Here is a 16,420-nt window from a genome sequence, read left to right as displayed (position 1 = left end):
CGGCTGAGCTCTCTCCGGGGATTCATTCCATGAGCACGTGCAGAAGCGCCATCCGGATCTCTTCCACCCGTCCCGGGTCTTCCACCTTTTGGCCCTCCAGATCCCGGACGTAGAACACATCGGCGATCTGGTCCCCCTTGGTCGAGATCTTGGCGATTCGGATGTCGAGTCCGAGGCTGAAAAGCGTATGGGTGATGCGATACAGGAGCCCGATCCGGTCGTCCGCGAAGACCTCCACGACCGTGAAAAAGTCCGACGCGCGATTGTCCACACCCACCTCCGGCGGGTGTGCCGGCTTTCGCTGAACATCCAGGACCGAACGGCTCGCCTTCTCTTCGAGACGGGGACCGAGCGGCAACCGGCCGCTGAAGACCCTTTGCAGGTCCTCTTGGACCCTCTGCCAGATTTCACCGGTACGAAGGGGGTCGAGCGGGTTGGTAACCCTGAAGATGTCGAGCGCGGTGCCATCCCGCCAGGTATAGATATAAGCGCTCAGGACATTGATGTTTTCGAGGGCGAGCACGCCCGCCATATCGGCAAACAGGCCTGGGCGGTCCCGGGCCGCGAAGGTGATCTCCCAGCAATCCTCCGCCTCGTCTTTCCGGAAGGTCAACGCAAAAGGATCGATCACACCCCCTCCCGCCCCGCTTTGCATCTCGAGGGCCGTCTCGACATCCCGCAGGATCTCGGCCGACGTCCTCTCGAGCAGATAGCGATGCGGCATGTTTTCGATGATCCTCTCGACGCGATCCGGGTCCATGTCCTTCGAGAGGCGCTGCCGAAGCTCGAGGCGGGTCGCCTCCATCCGTCTGGACGCATCGGCGCTGGCCAACTCGCCTCTTTCGAGGATGTGCAGAATCTTGAAGAAGAGTTCCCGCACCAGGTTCGCGATCCAGTCGGTCCAGGCGCGCGGGCCTGTCGCCCTGGAATCGGCCCAGGTCAGGAGATAGAGCATTTTGAGGCGCTCGATGCTCCCGATCCCGCGGGCGCATTGCACGACGATCTTCTCGTCGTTCAGGTCCCTGCGGGTGGCGGTTTCGGCCAGGAGCAGGTGATTTCTCACCAGGAAAAGGACATCCTCCCCGGCCTTCATCGGGTAATCGAATCGATCGAGGATGGTGCGGGTGATCCAGGCCCCTCTCAACGCATGCTCCGGACCGTCCTTCCCGATGTCATGGAACAGCGCCGCCGCAAAAAGACTGCGCTTGTCCTTTATTTCCTCGAAGATCGTCGTGAGCAGGATATCGCCCTGCTGTCCTATCGTCTTCAGGCAGGACACCGTCTGGAGGACGTGCCGGCCCACCGGGTAGATATGGTAGGCGTCGAACTGCACCTTGTCCCGCGTGCGGCCGAGCTCCGGTATGAAGACGTCCAGGAAGCCTGTCTCGAACATCTCATCGAGTGCCGGCTGCCCCCGGGGGGATTCGCTTATGCCGAGAAAGCCCTCGACGGCCTCCGGCGCACAGCGGTAGGCGTCGTCCACGAGATAGGAAAATTCGCGCACCAGCCGCCGCGCCTCCATCGAAAGGGGATACCCAAGGCGGCAGCTCTCTTCGAAGATCTCCATCAGGAGAAGCGAACGGGTCAAGACGGCCATCGCCCCATCGAAGCAAAGGGCCTCTCCCTCGAGGTGCAAGCCCGGCCCGAGATCGTCCACGACCGCTTCCTTCGGTGAGGGTCCTCCCTTTGGCAGATGCGTTCTCAGAAAGGCCCTGTACAGCGATTTGATCGAGGCCATCGCCGCGTGCAGCCGGCCCATGAACTGCTCGACCGCGGCCGAATGGACCCAATCTCTGAAACCTTCCATGCCGGCGATCTTCTCCTGATACTCGAAGGAGAGGCGGTCGTTCTTTCGGCCGGTCAGGAAGTGGAGGAGGTTGCGCGTGCGCCCGATGAGTTCCAGGTCGGCATCGAGCCCTTGGAACTCGGCGGTTGAAAGCCTTCCCTGATACTCCAGGTCCCGGGGGACCCGGAGGCCGAAAAAGACCTTTCCGAGCCAGAGCATGGCATGGTAATCCCGCAGCCCGCCCAGGCCCTCCTTCAGATTCGGCTCGAGGAGATAACTCGCATCGCCGTAAGTCATCTCACGGATCCGCGCCTGATCCTCGATCCAGTGCCTGAAGGCCGGGGCCCGTTTGCGAAGCACCTTGTCCTGCATCTTCGCGAGCAGGACGAGATACAGGGGGGAATCCCCGCAGAGAAACCGCGCATCGAGCAGTGAAGTCAACACCTGAAAATCGTCTCTCGCAAGCGCAACGCAATCCGCGACCGTCCGCACACCATAGCCGAGGTCCAGACCGAGGTCCCAGAGCGGGAAAAACACCTCGTCTGTCAAATCCTTCGCCGAAGCCGGGACCTTGCGGCCAAAGAGGATCAGGATATCGATGTCCGAATGCAGACATAAATCCCCCCGGCCATAGCCGCCGACCGCGACAAAGGCTACAGGGCATTTTTCCTTGAAAAGCGACCGGCCGATTGGACTGTCCTGCAGCGACCGCCTGAAGTACTGGTCCACCGATTCCGTATAACGCTCCGGAAAATCCCGGCCGCATGTCCCCCCAGCCAGGCCGCCAAGCAGTGCCTCCCGGCCGCTCTTCAATTCTTCGGAAGCCCGTGTCATAACCACCTCTCGCCGCTGCCGCCGCAGATCGACCGAAAAGGCCCTTTCCGGCCGGGCGCTATCTGGTATCCATCCGAAAATGATTTCCCGGTAGAACCCGGTTTCCAAGCCGGAAAGGAGGATTTTTATCCAATATCAAGGAAATCAAGCGTTTGCGCGGAGGCGACCTGCAGGTCGCCGCACAAGCAAACGTGCAGATAGACGCAGAGATTGGCTAAAAAGACCATTTCCGGCTGGGAGCTAGATGGCGTCCTGTCCCCGCTCCCCGGTCCTTATCCGGACCACCTCCTCGACGGGGAGGATGAAGATCTTCCCGTCGCCGATCTGACCGGTATGCGCCTTTTCCTGGATCAGCTTCACCGCATCGGGCACCAGGTCGGCGGTGAGGACGATCTCGATCTTGAGTTTGGAGACAAAGTCCACCTGATATTCCGCGCCCCGGTACACCTCCTTGTGGCCCCGCTGCCTGCCGAACCCCTTGACCTCTGTGACGGTCAAGCCCTTGACCCCCAGACCGGCCAATCCCTCTTTCACCTCATCCAGTTTGAACGGTTTGATGATCGCCTCGATCTTTTTCATGGTTCATTCTCCAATCCCGAAAAGGTTGATTATAGGTTATACCCCGTCTCGTTGTGGAGGCTGACGTCCATCCCGCGCACCTCTTCTTCGGCGCTGACCCGCAGACCCATCAGCAGATCGATGACCTTGAGGATGACCCACGTCAGCACGAAGGCATAGACGACGGTGGCGGCCACCGAGAGAAATTGGATCCACAATTGGCCCGGGTTGCCGAAGAAAAGCCCGTCCCTCCCGGCCGGATTGACGGCCGTGCTTGCGAAGAGCCCTGTAGCCAAGGCCCCCCAGGTCCCTCCGAGCCCGTGGATGCCCACCACGTCCAGGGAATCATCATAACCAAGCCGGGATTTGAGCAGGATCCCCCCGTAGCAGATGACGCCGCCCAACCCCCCGATGATGATGGCGGAAAGAGGCCCCACGAAACCCGAGGCAGGCGTAATCGCGACCAGCCCCGCCACCGCCCCGCTCGCAGCGCCCAGCGTCGTCGGCTTGCCGCGATGCACCCACTCCATGAAGGTCCAGCTGAGGGCCGCGACCGCTGAAGCGACATGCGTGACAACAAAGGCGCTCGCCGCCAGGCCGTTGCCGCTGAGGGCGCTCCCGGCATTGAAACCGAACCACCCGAACCAGAGCAGCGCAGCCCCCGTGATGGTCATCGGGACGTTGTGAGGGATGTAGGCTGTCTCCCCCCAGCCGAGGCGGCGCCCCAGGATGATCGCCGCAGCGAGCGCCGACACGCCGCTGCTGATGTGCACGACCGTCCCCCCGGCAAAATCGAGCGCCCCCATCCTGCCCATCCATCCTCCCACGCCCCAGACCCAGTGTGCCAACGGGTTGTAGACCACCGTCGCCCAGATGAGGATGAAGAGCAGAAAGGCGCTGAATTTCATGCGCTCCGCGAAGGCGCCCGTGATCAGCGCCGGCGTGATAATGGCGAACATGCATTGAAAAATCATGAAGGCCAGATGCGGGACCGTGGTCCCGTAGTCCGCGCTCGGCTCCATGCCCACGCCTTTCAGACCGAACCAGTCCAGGCCGCCGATAAGCCCGGCATGGTCGGGGCCGAAGGCCATGGTGTAACCCCAAAGCACCCACTCGAGCGTCACCACCCCCAGGATGATGAAGCTCTGCATCAGGGTCCCCAAGATGTTCTTGCTGCGCACCATGCCGCCGTAAAACAGCGCCAGCCCGGGCGTCATCAGCATCACCAGGGCCGCAGACATCAAAACAAACACCGTATCTCCCACGTTCATAACTTGCCTCCTCCTTTTCCAAATGTTTTTAAAAGGCAAAAGCAAGCGTCGTGCCAGACTGGATCTGGCTAAAAAAGACATTCAAAAAGCAAAAATTTCAGTATATTGCATCTAAACAACAAGGCGGGCCCGCATCACACGGTATACTGATTTGTAGAAAAACAGCGTTGTGTATACATTTTTGTATGATTATTTCCGATCCATACCTTCCTGCCCGGATTCCTTCGTTGACAATCCTCCGCCGCAGGGCCTATCATCGAGGACAAACCAGCGGGTCCCTTCTTCCTGCTGGGCGAAATCCTGTCGCCTTCGCCGGAGACCCGGGACCGGGGCCGTTCAAGCCATCACAAAGGGGATCGTTTTCATGAAATTGATCAAAGCCATCATCAAACCGTTCAAGCTGGACGAAGTCAAAGACGCGATTCTGCAGCTGGGAGTCGGGGGAATCACCATCACCGAAGTCAAGGGGTTCGGGCGGCAGAAGGGTCACAAGGAGATCTATCGCGGGGCCGAGTATGTCGTCGATTTTCTGCCGAAGACGAAGATCGAGGTCGTCGTCCCGACCGATCTGGTGCCGCGGGTCATCGAGGTCATCAAAGAGAAGGCCTACACCGGCAGCATTGGAGACGGCAAGATCTTTGTCCTCCCGGTCGAAAAGGCCATTCGCATTCGCACGGGGGAGGAGGACACGGATGCCATTTGAGGGCTGTTTCCGCGCCGTTTGAGCTTTCGCCGTCCGTGGATAACGGTGCTTTTTCCCCTGCGCCGGCCGGCGGTTTTCCCCCGCCCGCATCGCTCCGGCACCCGGACAGGGCCGGGGCCTGCAGATCCAAGGCCGCGCTGCCCTGATCGACCATGACCTCCAAAGATTTAAGCACCCAAACCGGCATCGTTTCGCGGTTCGTCTCCGACCGGACGGATCTGGTCCGTAAATTCATTCCATTGAAGAGCGGATTCCGTTTCTGCCAGGCCTACACGGAGCTCGTGGATCGGTTCACCCGCCGCCTCTTCTTCGAGGCCGGCCTGAAGAAGCGCGCGCGCGAACCGCGGAACAAGCCCTTCATCATCCTCGCCCTCGGCAGCTATGGCCGGAGGGAACTCTGTTTCGGCTCGGACATCGACTTCATGGTCATCCACGAGGGCCGTGAAGACCCTGAACTGAACGAGATCATACCCCGCGCCCTTTACCCGCTCTGGGACGCCCACCTCGAGGTGGGGCACGCGACGTTGACGATCCCCGCCTGCATCCGCCTGGCCATGGAGGATTTCACGGTCCTTACGGCCCTTTTGGACGCCCGGCCGATCCTCGGGTCGCGCCCCTTTTACGATCTTTTCGAGCATGCGTTCCTCTCACGTCTCTTTCGTGAACGCGAAAAGATCCTCAAGCACTTCATGGCCGCACGCCGAAAACAGGAGGAGCAGTTTCGCACCGAGGCCTTTTTCGTCGAGCCGGACATCAAGGAAGGCCCGGGGGGGCTCAGGGACCTGCATTTCATGAACTGGATGGCAAGGATCTATTTTTCCTGCGTCCGGTTCAGCCAGATCCGTCGCTTTGCCGTCTTCTCGCACTTCGATCTCTATACACTCGCCCACTCGAAGAGCTTTCTTCTCAAGGTCCGCAACCAGCTGCACTTCCTCGCGCAACGCAAGGAGGACCGCCTCCTGCTCGCCTATCAGAAGGATCTGGCCGACCGCCTGGGCTACACGGACGATCCGCACCTGAGCGCACCGCTCAAGTTCATGAAGGACCTCTATCGGCACCTGAACCGCATCCGATACGGATACGAAGCCTTCCAGGTCAAGGCCCTCGACATCATCCACCCATCCCCGGCCGAGGAGAACCCATCCATCGGCCCGTTTTTCCAGGTGACCAAGGGGAATCTCGTCCTCCGCCAGGACGTGTCGCTCAAGACCGACCCCAGTCTCATCCTGAAGGCCCTCGAACAAGCGAACGAACAGGGCCTCTTCTGGGGGTCCGGCCTGATCTGGGAGGCTCGGCGGATGATCGCCCGATCGAAGCGCCGTCTCCTGGGCCTCCAGGACGCCCGCCCGGCGCTCCTGCGCGTCCTCAGCCGCCCGCGCAACCCGAAAATCATCCGTCTCGCGCTCGAAATCGGGCTCCTGGAGCTGTTCATCCCCGAGTTCAAGCGGATCCGCAACCTGCCCGAACTCGGCTTCTACCACGTCGACACGGTGGATATCCATTCGCTCCGCACGGCGGAGGTGCTGGAACAGATGTCCGAAGGGGCATACGACGAACGGTGGCCCATCTTCCGTGCGGTCTTCGAGAACCTCCCCCATCCGGAACGTCTGTTTCTGTCCGGGGTGCTTCACGATGTCGGGAAAGGGTATCCGGACGATCACAGCGTGAAAGGGGCGGCGCTGGTTCGGCCGATCCTCCGGCGCTTCGGCATCGATCGCGCGTCTGCAGAGGCCGTCGCCGCCCTGGTCAGGCACCACCTCCTGCTTGCCCGCGTCTCGCAGCGCCGCGATCTGAGCGACGAGAAGACCTCCGTTCAGACGGCACAGACCGTGCAGTCCACCGAACTCCTCGACATGCTCTTCCTCCTCACCGCGGCGGACAGCTTCGCCACGGGCCCGATGGCGCGCACGGAGTGGAAGCTCCACCTCATCACGGAGCTCTATGCGAAGACTCGGCGGATCCTCGAGAAGGACACCCTCGCAACCCCCCACGCCACCCGCCGATTCACCGAACAGAAAAAACAGGTCCTCAAATCCCTCAAAGGGCGCTTCCCGGCCCGGGACGTGAGAAGGCTCCTCGAACAGATCTCCTCGCGCTATTTCATCGGCACGCCCATCGAGGACGTGGTGGCGCAAGTGGCCCTCGCCCTCGATCTCGGTGAAGCCCCCTTCGCCTGGTCCGTGCGCAAGAGAGCGGATGCGCCGGTGACACGCATCCTCCAGTGCATCCGGGATCGGAGGGGGCTTTTCAGCGACATGGCCGGGGTTTTCACGCTCAACAATATCGGGGTCCTTTCGGCCCAGATCTTCACCCTCAAGAACGGACTGGCCTTCGACATTTACGAGGTGACCAATCCCCTCGATCCCCTGCGGGAGGACGAGACCTGGGGGCGTGTCAGGGAGCAGATCACACAGGTGCTGCGAGGCGAGTTCTCACTGGATGAGCGGATTGCGAAGAAAGAGGAAGGGCAGCTTTCCCAGACCGTCTCATGGATCACCTGGCCCAGGTCGGTCCAAATCGACAACGAGGCCTCCGATTTTTTCACGATCGTGGAGGTCGCAGCGGACGCCCGGATGGGGCTTCTGTACCGCCTCGCCAAGGTCCTGACGGCGCACGGGCTCGACATCCGCTTCGCCACCGTCAACCGGGACCAGGAAAAGCTGCTGGGCGTGTTCTATGTGCAGACCCCGGAGGGAGAAAAACTCTTCGACCCCCTGCCGATCGAAGAGATCCGCAGGGCGATCCGGGAGGTCACCCAGTAACGCCGCCCGCAGACGCAGGCGGGACCGGGGCCGTAAGCCGTCTCAGATATCGTCCTGATTTTTTAACGTGCTTCCATCCGGAAACAGGTCGTGCCGGACCACCATTTCCGGACCGATACTAAAGAACCCTGGCGGCCTTCTCAATAGCCGCGATGATCTTCGGGATCTGGTCGTCCATCCGGATCTGAATCGGGATGGTCAGGCAGCGCGAAAGCCGCTCCGCGGTGCGCGGCAGGGCATCGGGGTCATAGGTGCAGCGCGTCGCGCCCTCGGGCGTCCTGAAGGGATACCCCGACCGGAAGGGCGTTTTTCCCCCCAGGAGATGCTCCCAGTGTCCGTAATAATGCCAGGTGTTGTCGTACCAGTAGACGGGCGGACACCCGGCCTCCTTCATCACTTGGGCAAAGGATCGGGCCTGCCCGGCCGTCGGAAGCGAAAACATCAGGAAGGAACCGATATCCCCATCGGGGTCGGGGGATGAGCGCAGCTGCACCTGCGGGATCTCGGACAGGGCCACCTGGATGCGCCGCTTGTTCTCGCGCTGAGGGGCCAGGATCGCGCGGTCGAGCTTCCGAAGCTGCGCCAGGCCGAGCGCCCCCTGCAGTTCCATCATGCGGAAATTGAACCCGATGAAATTCCGTTTCTCGAGTCCACGGCCCACGGCGGGATCGTGATCATGCCCGTGGTCGTGGTATTCACTCGCCCGGATGTAGGCCTCCTCGTCCTGGAAAAGCACCATGCCGCCTTCCCCGGTCGTCATGGTCTTGACCGAATCGAAGGAAAACGTCCCCATGCGGCCGTAAGTCCCCACGTGTTTTCCCCGGATCCGCCCGCCGCAGGACTGCGCGGTGTCTTCGATCACGGGCAGATCGAAGCGGCATGCCTCCGCGATGATCTCCTCGATCCGCGCCTGGCCTCCGCACATGTGCACCGGGACGATCGCCCTGGTCCGCGGGGTGATCCTGCGCGCCACATCCCCAGGATCGAGGCAGAAGGTGTCGTCGATCTCGGCAAACACCGGGACCGCCCCGATGTCCAGGATCGCCTCCCAGGTCGCCACGAAGGTGAATCCCTGGGTGATCACCTCGTCCCCCGGCCCGATCCCGAGGGCCGCCAGGGCCACCCGCAGCGCCGCCGTCCCGGAGGAGACCGCCAGGGCCCATCCGGCGCCGCAATAGTCCGCGAAGGCCTTCTCGAACTCCGCCACCTTGTAGATCCCCTGCCGCTCCTTGTCGAACTCGTAGCGGAACAGGACCTTGCGCGACAAGACATCCAGGACCTCTTTCCGCTCTTCTTCCCCCAGCACTTCAAAACCCGGCATGGCGCCCTCCTCTTTTCCCTGTTTGCAGCCCCGAGGCCGCGAAGGCTCCGGCCTCCCGCATAGGGTCATCCTCATATCTGCGCCTTTTCGGAAGGCGCCTCGTTTCCGGTTTCACAGCCGCTTTTCCCTGCGGCCGAAACCGGCCGTCCTTCGGACTAACGGCCTTCAAACGCGCGCCGGTAGATCTTTTCAGCCGCGGCGGCACTCATCGGCCGGGGGTTGTTCAGGATGGGCCGCGTAACGTTCATAGCCGCCTCGGCCATCCGGGGAATGGCGTCCTCCGGGACCCCCAGGTCCCGCAGCCTGAGCGGCGCGCCGATGTCCTGGGAAAGCTCCCACACCCGTTCGGCGGCCTCGGCGGCGAGGGCCCTTTCGCTCCTGCCCTTGGCCGGGGCCCCCATGGCGACGGCCACCGCGGCGAACTTTTCCGTGCTGCCGGGGAAGTTGAAATCGAGCACATAAGGAAGCATCAGCGCGTTGGCGATCCCGTGCGGGATATCGAAAAAGGCCCCGAGCGGATAGGCCAATGCGTGCACCGCCCCCACGCCGCTCATCGCCAACCCGAGACCCGCCAGATAGCTCGCCTGCAGCATCCGGATGCGATAATGAAGATTGCCCCCCTGAAAGACGGCCCCCCGCAGGCTCCCGGCGATCATCTTGACCGCCTCGAGGGAGAGGGCATCCGTGACGAAATGCGACTGGAGCGACGTGTAGGATTCGATCGCATGGGTCAGGGCGTCCATCCCCGTGTAGGCGGTCGGATAGGGCGGAAGCCCGAGGGTCAATTCCGGATCGAGGATCGCCAGAACGGGATACAGGAAGGGGCTGTTGATCCCCCCTTTGGTCTTGGTCCCGCGCATGGTGAAAACCGCCGTGAACGTCGTCTCGCTGCCGGTCCCGGCCGTTGTCGGAACCATGACGGTCGGCAGGCCGGGGGCCTTCACCAGGTTGAGCCCCACGTAGTCGAGGGCCTTCCCCTCGTTCTTCGCCAGGACCCCGATGGCCTTGGCCACATCGAGCGTGCTCCCGCCGCCCACGCCGATGACGCAATCCACCTGTTCCTGCCGGGCCAGTTCCGCGCCCTCGTCCGCCAGTTCGGGGGCGGGCTCCGGGCTGACCCGGAAGAAGGGCAACGCCTCGACCGGCCCTTGCGCCAGGATCTCCTGCACACGTCTGCCGAGCTCCATTTCGGAGAGGGCCCGGTCCATGACCAGCATGGCGCGGGCGGCCCCCAATGCCTCCAGTTCGGCCGGCAGGCTGCCTACCGCCCCGCTGCCGAACAGGGTCTTTTTGACCCCTTCGATGGTAATCAAACGTTTCATGACGGTCTCCTCGAGGTACAGGGATGCCCGGCGCCCCTGGGGCGCCCGTCCGGCTTCGTCCAGACACCGGCAGCATCCAGAGATAAACCAACGCGATGGATTTATCAAGGAAAGATCTTCGGAGGAAAGGCGTTCGGGCAGGCACCAGGCCTGAGCCCCTCAGCGTTCAAGCGCTCCCCCGGCCCGCTCCGCCGGCGGAGCGGGCCGGGGGAGCGCATCGTGGTCCTGGTCTCTCACAGGTTCCGGATGTCCTGTTCGTCACCCTTGGAAGGGAAATACAGGGAAAAGGTGGTCTCCCCGGACCCGTAACAGTCTTCAGGGCCGGCGCAGAACGGACAGAGGGATATCCCTCCCGGACAGACGCTGGCGCCGTCGAGAAGATGACGGCACCGGGTCGACGTCATCCGGATCTCGAACCCATAGCGTTGGGAGAACATCTTCATCCTGAGGAGATCCGCCCCCTTGCCGCCCGCGTTGAAGTCGTAGGGTCTCTTGGAGGAGTAGGAAAGGGTGTCGCCTGTCGTAAAAAACCCTTCGAATATGCGTTTCTTCGCCTCCTCCGGGATTCCGACCCCATAGTCGTGGACGACCAGCTCCATTCCGCTTCCCCGCGGGTGGACGAGGACGTCGATCCGCCCTTCGTCGGGGGTGTTCTCCACGGCGTTGCGGACAAGCCCGTCGACCAGCTTCTCGAGCACATCCCGGGGGATCCAAACGGCCGGCCCCGGCTCGGCCGCCAAGCTCACGTCGACATGCCGGTGGGCGAACAGGGGCTTCAGAAACGAGATCCGCTCCCCGACGAACCCATCCAGCAGGATCTTCTCGGACTCGCTCGTTTTCGGGCCGAAAAGATCGTCAATGCGCCTTCGGATCTTCTGGACGGCCACCCCCTCCCCCAGTTCCTCCGCCGTCAGGGCCTCGAGTTCGTCGGTGCACTCTTCGAGCAGGAGCATCATGACATCCTGGGTCTGGAGTGAACCGCCCATCAGAATATCCTCCGCCTGGCGCTGGATCTCCACCAGGCGGTTGAGGTTCCTGCGGGCCCTTTCCAGGGTCGGCGCCCACTCCGCCTCGGGCAGGTGCTTCAGCTTCCGGGAGACGATCGTCATCGTGGACATGAGAACCGCAAGCGGCGTCCTCAGTTCGTGCGAGAGGTGGTTGATCATCTTGTCCTTCGCCTTGTTCATGCTCAAGAGCTCATTGTAGGCCGACTTGAGCTTTTCAGAGACCTGGGCGTAGGCGATGACCACGGCGACGGTCCCGGCCACCATCTCCAGCAGTTCGATGTCCGACGGCTTGAAATCCCCGTCCCGCTTGTTGATGGCGCAGATGGCGCCCTTGATCCGGTTTCTCCCCACCAGGGGCACGAGCGCCAGATTCCGGGTGCTGTACCCCAGCTTGCGATCCCGCTCCTCATGGAGTTCCCGGTTCCGGGAAGTATCCGAAACGATCATCGGCTTGCCGGTCCGGATGACCTCCCCGGCCATGAGCTGGTCGTAGCGGAACCTGACCTCCGCGGCCCGCCGGATGGCCTCGTCCTGATCGTAGGCCGCCCCCGTGATGTAGAGCTCTTGCTTTTCCTCGTCCGGAAGAATCACCACGCACCCCTCCGATTCGACGAGGTCCTTCACCTCCGTGTTGATGAAATGGAGCAGCTCGTGGAGCTCCGGATACTTCGGAAGGGCGAGGCTGATCTGGAGCATGGCCTCCTGGATCCGGGCCATGCGCTTGTCCTTGGTGATGTCACGGTAGATGGCGATGACGCCGGCCAGATCATCCAGGCTTTCGGCATAGACCGCCGCGCGGATGGAGACGTCCAGCAGGCGCCCGTCCCTAGTCAACCGCTTGGATTCGTGGTGCACCAGGATCTTGTCCTGGCGAAGGCGCTTCAACTCTTCCAGGGTGCTCTGGACCTGATCGAACGGGACGAAGGGGACCCTCCCCGCCTGGAAGTCTTCGAGGGTCCACCCGAAGACCTTCGTGAAATAGGGGTTGAGATAGGTCGGGTGCCCGTCCATGGTGAACACGCCGATCGGGTAGGGGATGAAATCGACCAGCGTCTGGAGGCGGACCGAGGTCCGGCGCAGGGCGTCCTGCATCCGGTGGCCTTTGGTCACCTCCCTGAAGGTCTCCACGGCCCCGGTGACCCGGCCGTTTTCATCCTTCAGGGGCACCGCCGTAAACAGGAACCATTTGCCGCCCCCGTCGGGGGCCGGCAAAAAACGCTCCGCCTCCCAGGCATCCTCCGCCAAGGGCGACTTGCGGCACCCCGGGCCGAAGCGCGCCATGATCTCCGCCTCCGGTGCCCGGTCGACAACGAGGTCCAGCAGCACCGGCCCGGGCTCCAGGAAAAAGGTCCGCCATTGGCCCTTCGTCCCGATCATGCCTTCAGCCGGAATTCCGGCAAGCCTTTCATACGCCTTGCTGCAGTGGGTGATAAGATGCTCGGCGTCGATCACTAGAAGCGGCACGTCAAGACGTTCTATCGCAAGAGAAAGGATAAGCTCACGCTGTCCGGTCTCGGCATGGTGATGCTGACAGTGCTGTACCTTCTCTTCGGATCCCTCGGATCCCGTGGGCGGTTGGATAGTGTCTGCATCTGGGGGCATGTCAAAAATCTTCCAAATAGGCTCGTAAGGGCTTCAGAACCGACGAGATCCTTATCCACGGCGCAGCGATGAACAAGGGTGGCATGCTGATCGATCGCTTCGCGGCGGGTCCCGGTTCTTCCAATATCCAGGAAATGCAGCAATTGCGCGGAGGCGACCTGCAGGTCGCCGCACAAGCAAACGTGCAGATTGACGCCGAGATTGGCCAAAAAGACCATGTTCGGATAGAAACTGATTATGAGGTACAACATATGCGCTAGTCAATCAAGGGCTTTCAACGGGGATCCCCGGTTCGGAAAACGCGTTTTGCCTGCGGAACCCAGGCGAGCGTGTCAAAGCAAGGCGGGGAAAAGGCGAATACAGGAAATCATGATGGCGCAACAGCACGTTGCGCCATCATGACACCTGCTTGGCGGGAGGGGCGCATCGATCTCCTGTCAGCAAAAACTGGACATAAAAAGTTTCCTTCCGTTGGATGATCCGTATTCTCGCCCCGTCTCGACTTATATATCTTGCTGTTCAATGTCCAATTCTGGCACAAGACCATCATCGGAAATCTCATCATCAGAATCTTCCGAAATTATTTCCCTAACAATATCAATTTCGTTAGAATCCTGTTTTTTAAAGATTATTCTTCTATTAGCATCACTGTCTTTCAACGACTCATCTTCATTGTAGATTGGCTTTCCTTTTTGTTCTGATCCCCAATCATAACCGATCAACTGTCTAGATTCATCAAACAGGAATTTTTGGGGCAATGTCTCTTTTCCGAAGACATATTGACACATTCTCTCCTCGGCAACCAGCCCTTCCGACCTTTGAAGACCACGCAATGAACGAATATATTTATAACATGATTCAATTATATGTTTCATAATATGCCTACGTTCACCGATACTAATGTAACGGTGCCGTACCAACGCAGGCATCACCAGCCACCTTTGGCATATAGTCTCAAGATGAGAATATACATCGCTAGTCATTTCATATGTGTACATATCATATTCTGCTTCTGGTTTGTTATACGGGATATGACTATACGCATTGCTTACCTCTGATTTATGCTTTTCCTCGAAAAAATCCATTCCCCATTTCAAGTCTTCCATAAAATTGGACAATTTTTCTATCACGCCGTCTTTTCCCATATCATAGAGCGCATCAACATCCGTATTATCGATGATTGTATCGATGACATTTCTCAGGGTCTCATTGAAGGATTCAGCAGGCCAGACCCGACCCCTTTCATTGTCCTGCACGCCGAAAAGTCCGGAATCACGTTTATTACCAACGTATCTCCCGGTCATCCTTATCAGGCCGTAGTCACCGTCGAGCGGCGGCTTCTGCCGGCTGAAATATTTCTCCCGGAATTTTTCTCTGGCCTCGCTCAAGGCCTCCTGTCTGGCCTGTTCCAGAGATTTCGATTCATCCACTTTCGGCGGAAGTTCCTTTTTTTGCTGTAGCTCCGGGTCGGTCAGAGGATCTTGCGGGATCGGGATCTGATTGTCTAAACCCTTGCTTTCCAGAAATTTACGCTCTTTTTCCTCTTCAGGATTTACCAATTCTGGCTGCTGATCCAGAGTGATCGAGGAATCTTGCCGGGGCACGGTCCCAACGCTTGGCTTCTCAAGAACCCGCAGGGAAGAGTCAGGCTGGGAGAGCGGCGCTGGGGAAGTCCGCCCGTGCGCAACAATCGTGTAATGAACGCCCCCGTCCAGATAGCGGTAGGAGTCCATTTCGCTCCGGTGCCTGACGCTGCCGGTCACTTCGAAGCTCATCGGCATCTCCGGCATCCCGAAGATGAACTGCGTCAGGGATTGCCGCCTCGCTTCGTATGTTGATTCTCCGGCCTGCTGCACCTGTTCCCCGCCGTCCATCGGGTTTGACTCCAGAAACCGCCGGTATCTTCTCCATATCGTCTCCATCACCTGTCCCCGCGCACCTTGGGGGCGCAACAACAAGACAGACGGATGGAGTAAAAATTGATTGAAGAGGGTGTCGAGGTCCTGCCGAATAATCGGGTCGTCGACTTCCCGCAGCGGTGCCGCTGCATCCCAGAGCATCTGCCGCTGCGTGAAAAACGCCATGATATTGTCCCGGATCTCCCCGATGCGCCTGGACTCGGAAAGGCCTTCAGCGGACTGCTCGATGATCCTCTGCGCCAGGCACCTGAGGGTCTTCTCGCCACCCTGTTGCCAGAATTCCGGCAGGATATTCGTCTCCTGCTTGAGATCCTGCACAAGGGCGTCGAACGTCCCCGGAAGCGGATCCACGTCATCCGGCTTCCCGGAGAGGAAAAACCTCCGCTGGAAGGCCTCCTTCCTGCAGCGGATGCGATCCACCACCCTCCGCACACGGCGGCAGGTAAGCGGCCTCTCGCCGAGTTCTTGTTCGGCCATGGTGCGGCTATCCGATCCATAGAGGACCTCGATGGAATGGAGCAGCCTGTCCCTCAGGTAGATGTCTTCGCTCCTCAGCGTCACATCGACCGTCTGCGGGGCCCCCTTGAGATCAGGACGATTCTTCCGTATCGCCCGCGCACGCCACTTTCGACCGCTCCCGAAGAGATCCCTGTAATGGACGCCCAACCAACGCTCCTGTCCTCTTCCCTCCAGGCCGATCTCGCCCCACCAGCTCCTGCCTGCAGCCTCCCGCAGACGGTCGACAACACCCAGCGCTGCTTTCCATGCAACCATCGGACTCCTCCGCCTGCCTCGCTCCGAGGCTCTTCGCCTTTCCCCGGGGATCGATCCATTTCTCTCTTTCTGATCCCCTCGAAATCGCCTTTACAAAACGTGTGATCCGGAACCGGTTTTTTGTCCATCTCGGCGTCGCCTGTCTTCCGAGCGACCTCGCTGAGATCCTGAATGAGGCGTATCCCCCGCTGCGATCCGTGCATCTCCTGCTCCACCAAGTTCGGTGATGTGCGAATCGAAATTCTGCACCGGTGCGAGTTCTACACCCCATCCATCATTCCAATGAACAGGTCCACCTCTCAGCGCTCCGTACCGCCTTCTGTGCAATGCAGTCTGAAGAGATTCGCGTTTGGCCGCCCGAACGCGCGCAGGCCTTGCCGCTAAAACCCTCCGCCCGTGCCCGGCACTTCGCGCTCGCCTCATTTTCCTCAATGCAATACGATCCTCCCCGAACATACATCCTCGCCAGTCATGACCTCCGGCAAAGCCGGAGGCTTGAATTTGTGAACCGCTCAAAGCGGTAAATAAAATCGGGGGCCACCTGAAGGTGGCTACTATTTG

General features: G+C 60.5%; 10 protein-coding genes. 3 read left to right on the top strand and 7 right to left on the bottom strand.

The window, feature by feature from the left end; genetic code table 11:
* Positions 1 to 22 precede the first annotated feature (22 nt).
* The 3 genes from glnD (H567_RS26585) to H567_RS0121380 form a co-directional block, all read right to left on the bottom strand.
* On the bottom strand, positions 23 to 2,620 hold the full coding sequence (gene glnD / locus H567_RS26585; protein ID WP_153306329.1) for a [protein-PII] uridylyltransferase: 2,598 nt from the start codon (positions 2,618 to 2,620) through the stop codon (positions 23 to 25).
* Positions 2,621 to 2,860: 240 nt separating this feature from the next.
* A complete protein-coding gene (locus H567_RS0121385) occupies positions 2,861 to 3,199 on the bottom strand; it encodes a P-II family nitrogen regulator (protein WP_028322942.1) in 339 nt (112 codons plus the stop codon).
* Positions 3,200 to 3,228: 29 nt separating this feature from the next.
* Positions 3,229 to 4,449, bottom strand: a complete 1,221-nt coding sequence (locus tag H567_RS0121380) for an ammonium transporter (RefSeq protein WP_028322941.1) — start codon at positions 4,447 to 4,449, stop codon at positions 3,229 to 3,231.
* Between the two features lie 364 nt (positions 4,450 to 4,813).
* On the opposite strand from H567_RS0121380, the gene H567_RS0121375 reads away from it, so the two are divergent.
* Together H567_RS0121375 and glnD (H567_RS0121370) are read left to right on the top strand one after the other, a co-directional pair.
* Positions 4,814 to 5,152 carry a P-II family nitrogen regulator gene (locus H567_RS0121375; protein ID WP_028322940.1) on the top strand — a complete coding sequence of 113 codons (339 nt, stop codon included), beginning with the start codon at positions 4,814 to 4,816 and terminating at the stop codon, positions 5,150 to 5,152.
* Between the two features lie 152 nt (positions 5,153 to 5,304).
* Positions 5,305 to 7,914, top strand: coding sequence for a [protein-PII] uridylyltransferase (gene glnD / locus H567_RS0121370; protein ID WP_028322939.1), 2,610 nt, complete (start codon positions 5,305 to 5,307; stop codon positions 7,912 to 7,914).
* A 118-nt stretch (positions 7,915 to 8,032) separates the two neighbouring features.
* Here the strand turns inward: glnD (H567_RS0121370) and H567_RS0121365 are convergent, their stop codons facing one another.
* The 3 genes from H567_RS0121365 to H567_RS0121355 all read right to left on the bottom strand — a co-directional run bounded on the left by H567_RS0121365 (position 8,033) and on the right by H567_RS0121355 (position 13,166).
* Entirely contained in the window at positions 8,033 to 9,235 is a 1,203-nt protein-coding gene (locus H567_RS0121365; RefSeq protein WP_028322938.1) for a DegT/DnrJ/EryC1/StrS family aminotransferase, read from the bottom strand.
* A gap of 155 nt (positions 9,236 to 9,390) precedes the next feature.
* The gene (locus H567_RS0121360) at positions 9,391 to 10,557 is read right to left on the bottom strand and encodes an iron-containing alcohol dehydrogenase (RefSeq protein WP_051185194.1); all 1,167 of its coding nucleotides are present in this window, start codon (positions 10,555 to 10,557) and stop codon (positions 9,391 to 9,393) included.
* A gap of 233 nt (positions 10,558 to 10,790) precedes the next feature.
* Entirely contained in the window at positions 10,791 to 13,166 is a 2,376-nt protein-coding gene (locus H567_RS0121355; protein ID WP_051185193.1) for a sensor histidine kinase, read from the bottom strand.
* Positions 13,167 to 13,249: 83 nt separating this feature from the next.
* Between H567_RS0121355 and H567_RS28915 the strand changes: the two genes are divergently transcribed.
* A complete protein-coding gene (locus H567_RS28915; protein ID WP_153306328.1) occupies positions 13,250 to 13,426 on the top strand; it encodes a hypothetical protein in 177 nt (58 codons plus the stop codon).
* 243 nt (positions 13,427 to 13,669) lie between these two features.
* Here the strand turns inward: H567_RS28915 and H567_RS0121345 are convergent, their stop codons facing one another.
* Positions 13,670 to 15,859, bottom strand: coding sequence for a hypothetical protein (locus H567_RS0121345; RefSeq protein ID WP_028322934.1), 2,190 nt, complete (start codon positions 15,857 to 15,859; stop codon positions 13,670 to 13,672).
* Positions 15,860 to 16,420 lie beyond the last annotated feature (561 nt).

This window comes from Desulfatiglans anilini DSM 4660 (assembly GCF_000422285.1).
Lineage (GTDB): Bacteria > Desulfobacterota > DSM-4660 > Desulfatiglandales > Desulfatiglandaceae > Desulfatiglans > Desulfatiglans anilini.
This window is presented reverse-complemented; position numbering and strand designations above follow the sequence as displayed.

Coding starts and splice junctions, on each gene's coding strand:
- glnD (WP_153306329.1), bottom strand. CDS start 2,620: ATGACACGGGCTTCCGAAGAATTGAAGAGCGGCCGGGAGGCACTGCTT.
- H567_RS0121385 (WP_028322942.1), bottom strand. CDS start 3,199: ATGAAAAAGATCGAGGCGATCATCAAACCGTTCAAACTGGATGAGGTG.
- H567_RS0121380 (WP_028322941.1), bottom strand. CDS start 4,449: ATGAACGTGGGAGATACGGTGTTTGTTTTGATGTCTGCGGCCCTGGTG.
- H567_RS0121375 (WP_028322940.1), top strand. CDS start 4,814: ATGAAATTGATCAAAGCCATCATCAAACCGTTCAAGCTGGACGAAGTC.
- glnD (WP_028322939.1), top strand. CDS start 5,305: ATGACCTCCAAAGATTTAAGCACCCAAACCGGCATCGTTTCGCGGTTC.
- H567_RS0121365 (WP_028322938.1), bottom strand. CDS start 9,235: ATGCCGGGTTTTGAAGTGCTGGGGGAAGAAGAGCGGAAAGAGGTCCTG.
- H567_RS0121360 (WP_051185194.1), bottom strand. CDS start 10,557: ATGAAACGTTTGATTACCATCGAAGGGGTCAAAAAGACCCTGTTCGGC.
- H567_RS0121355 (WP_051185193.1), bottom strand. CDS start 13,166: ATGCCCCCAGATGCAGACACTATCCAACCGCCCACGGGATCCGAGGGA.
- H567_RS28915 (WP_153306328.1), top strand. CDS start 13,250: ATGCTGATCGATCGCTTCGCGGCGGGTCCCGGTTCTTCCAATATCCAG.
- H567_RS0121345 (WP_028322934.1), bottom strand. CDS start 15,859: ATGGTTGCATGGAAAGCAGCGCTGGGTGTTGTCGACCGTCTGCGGGAG.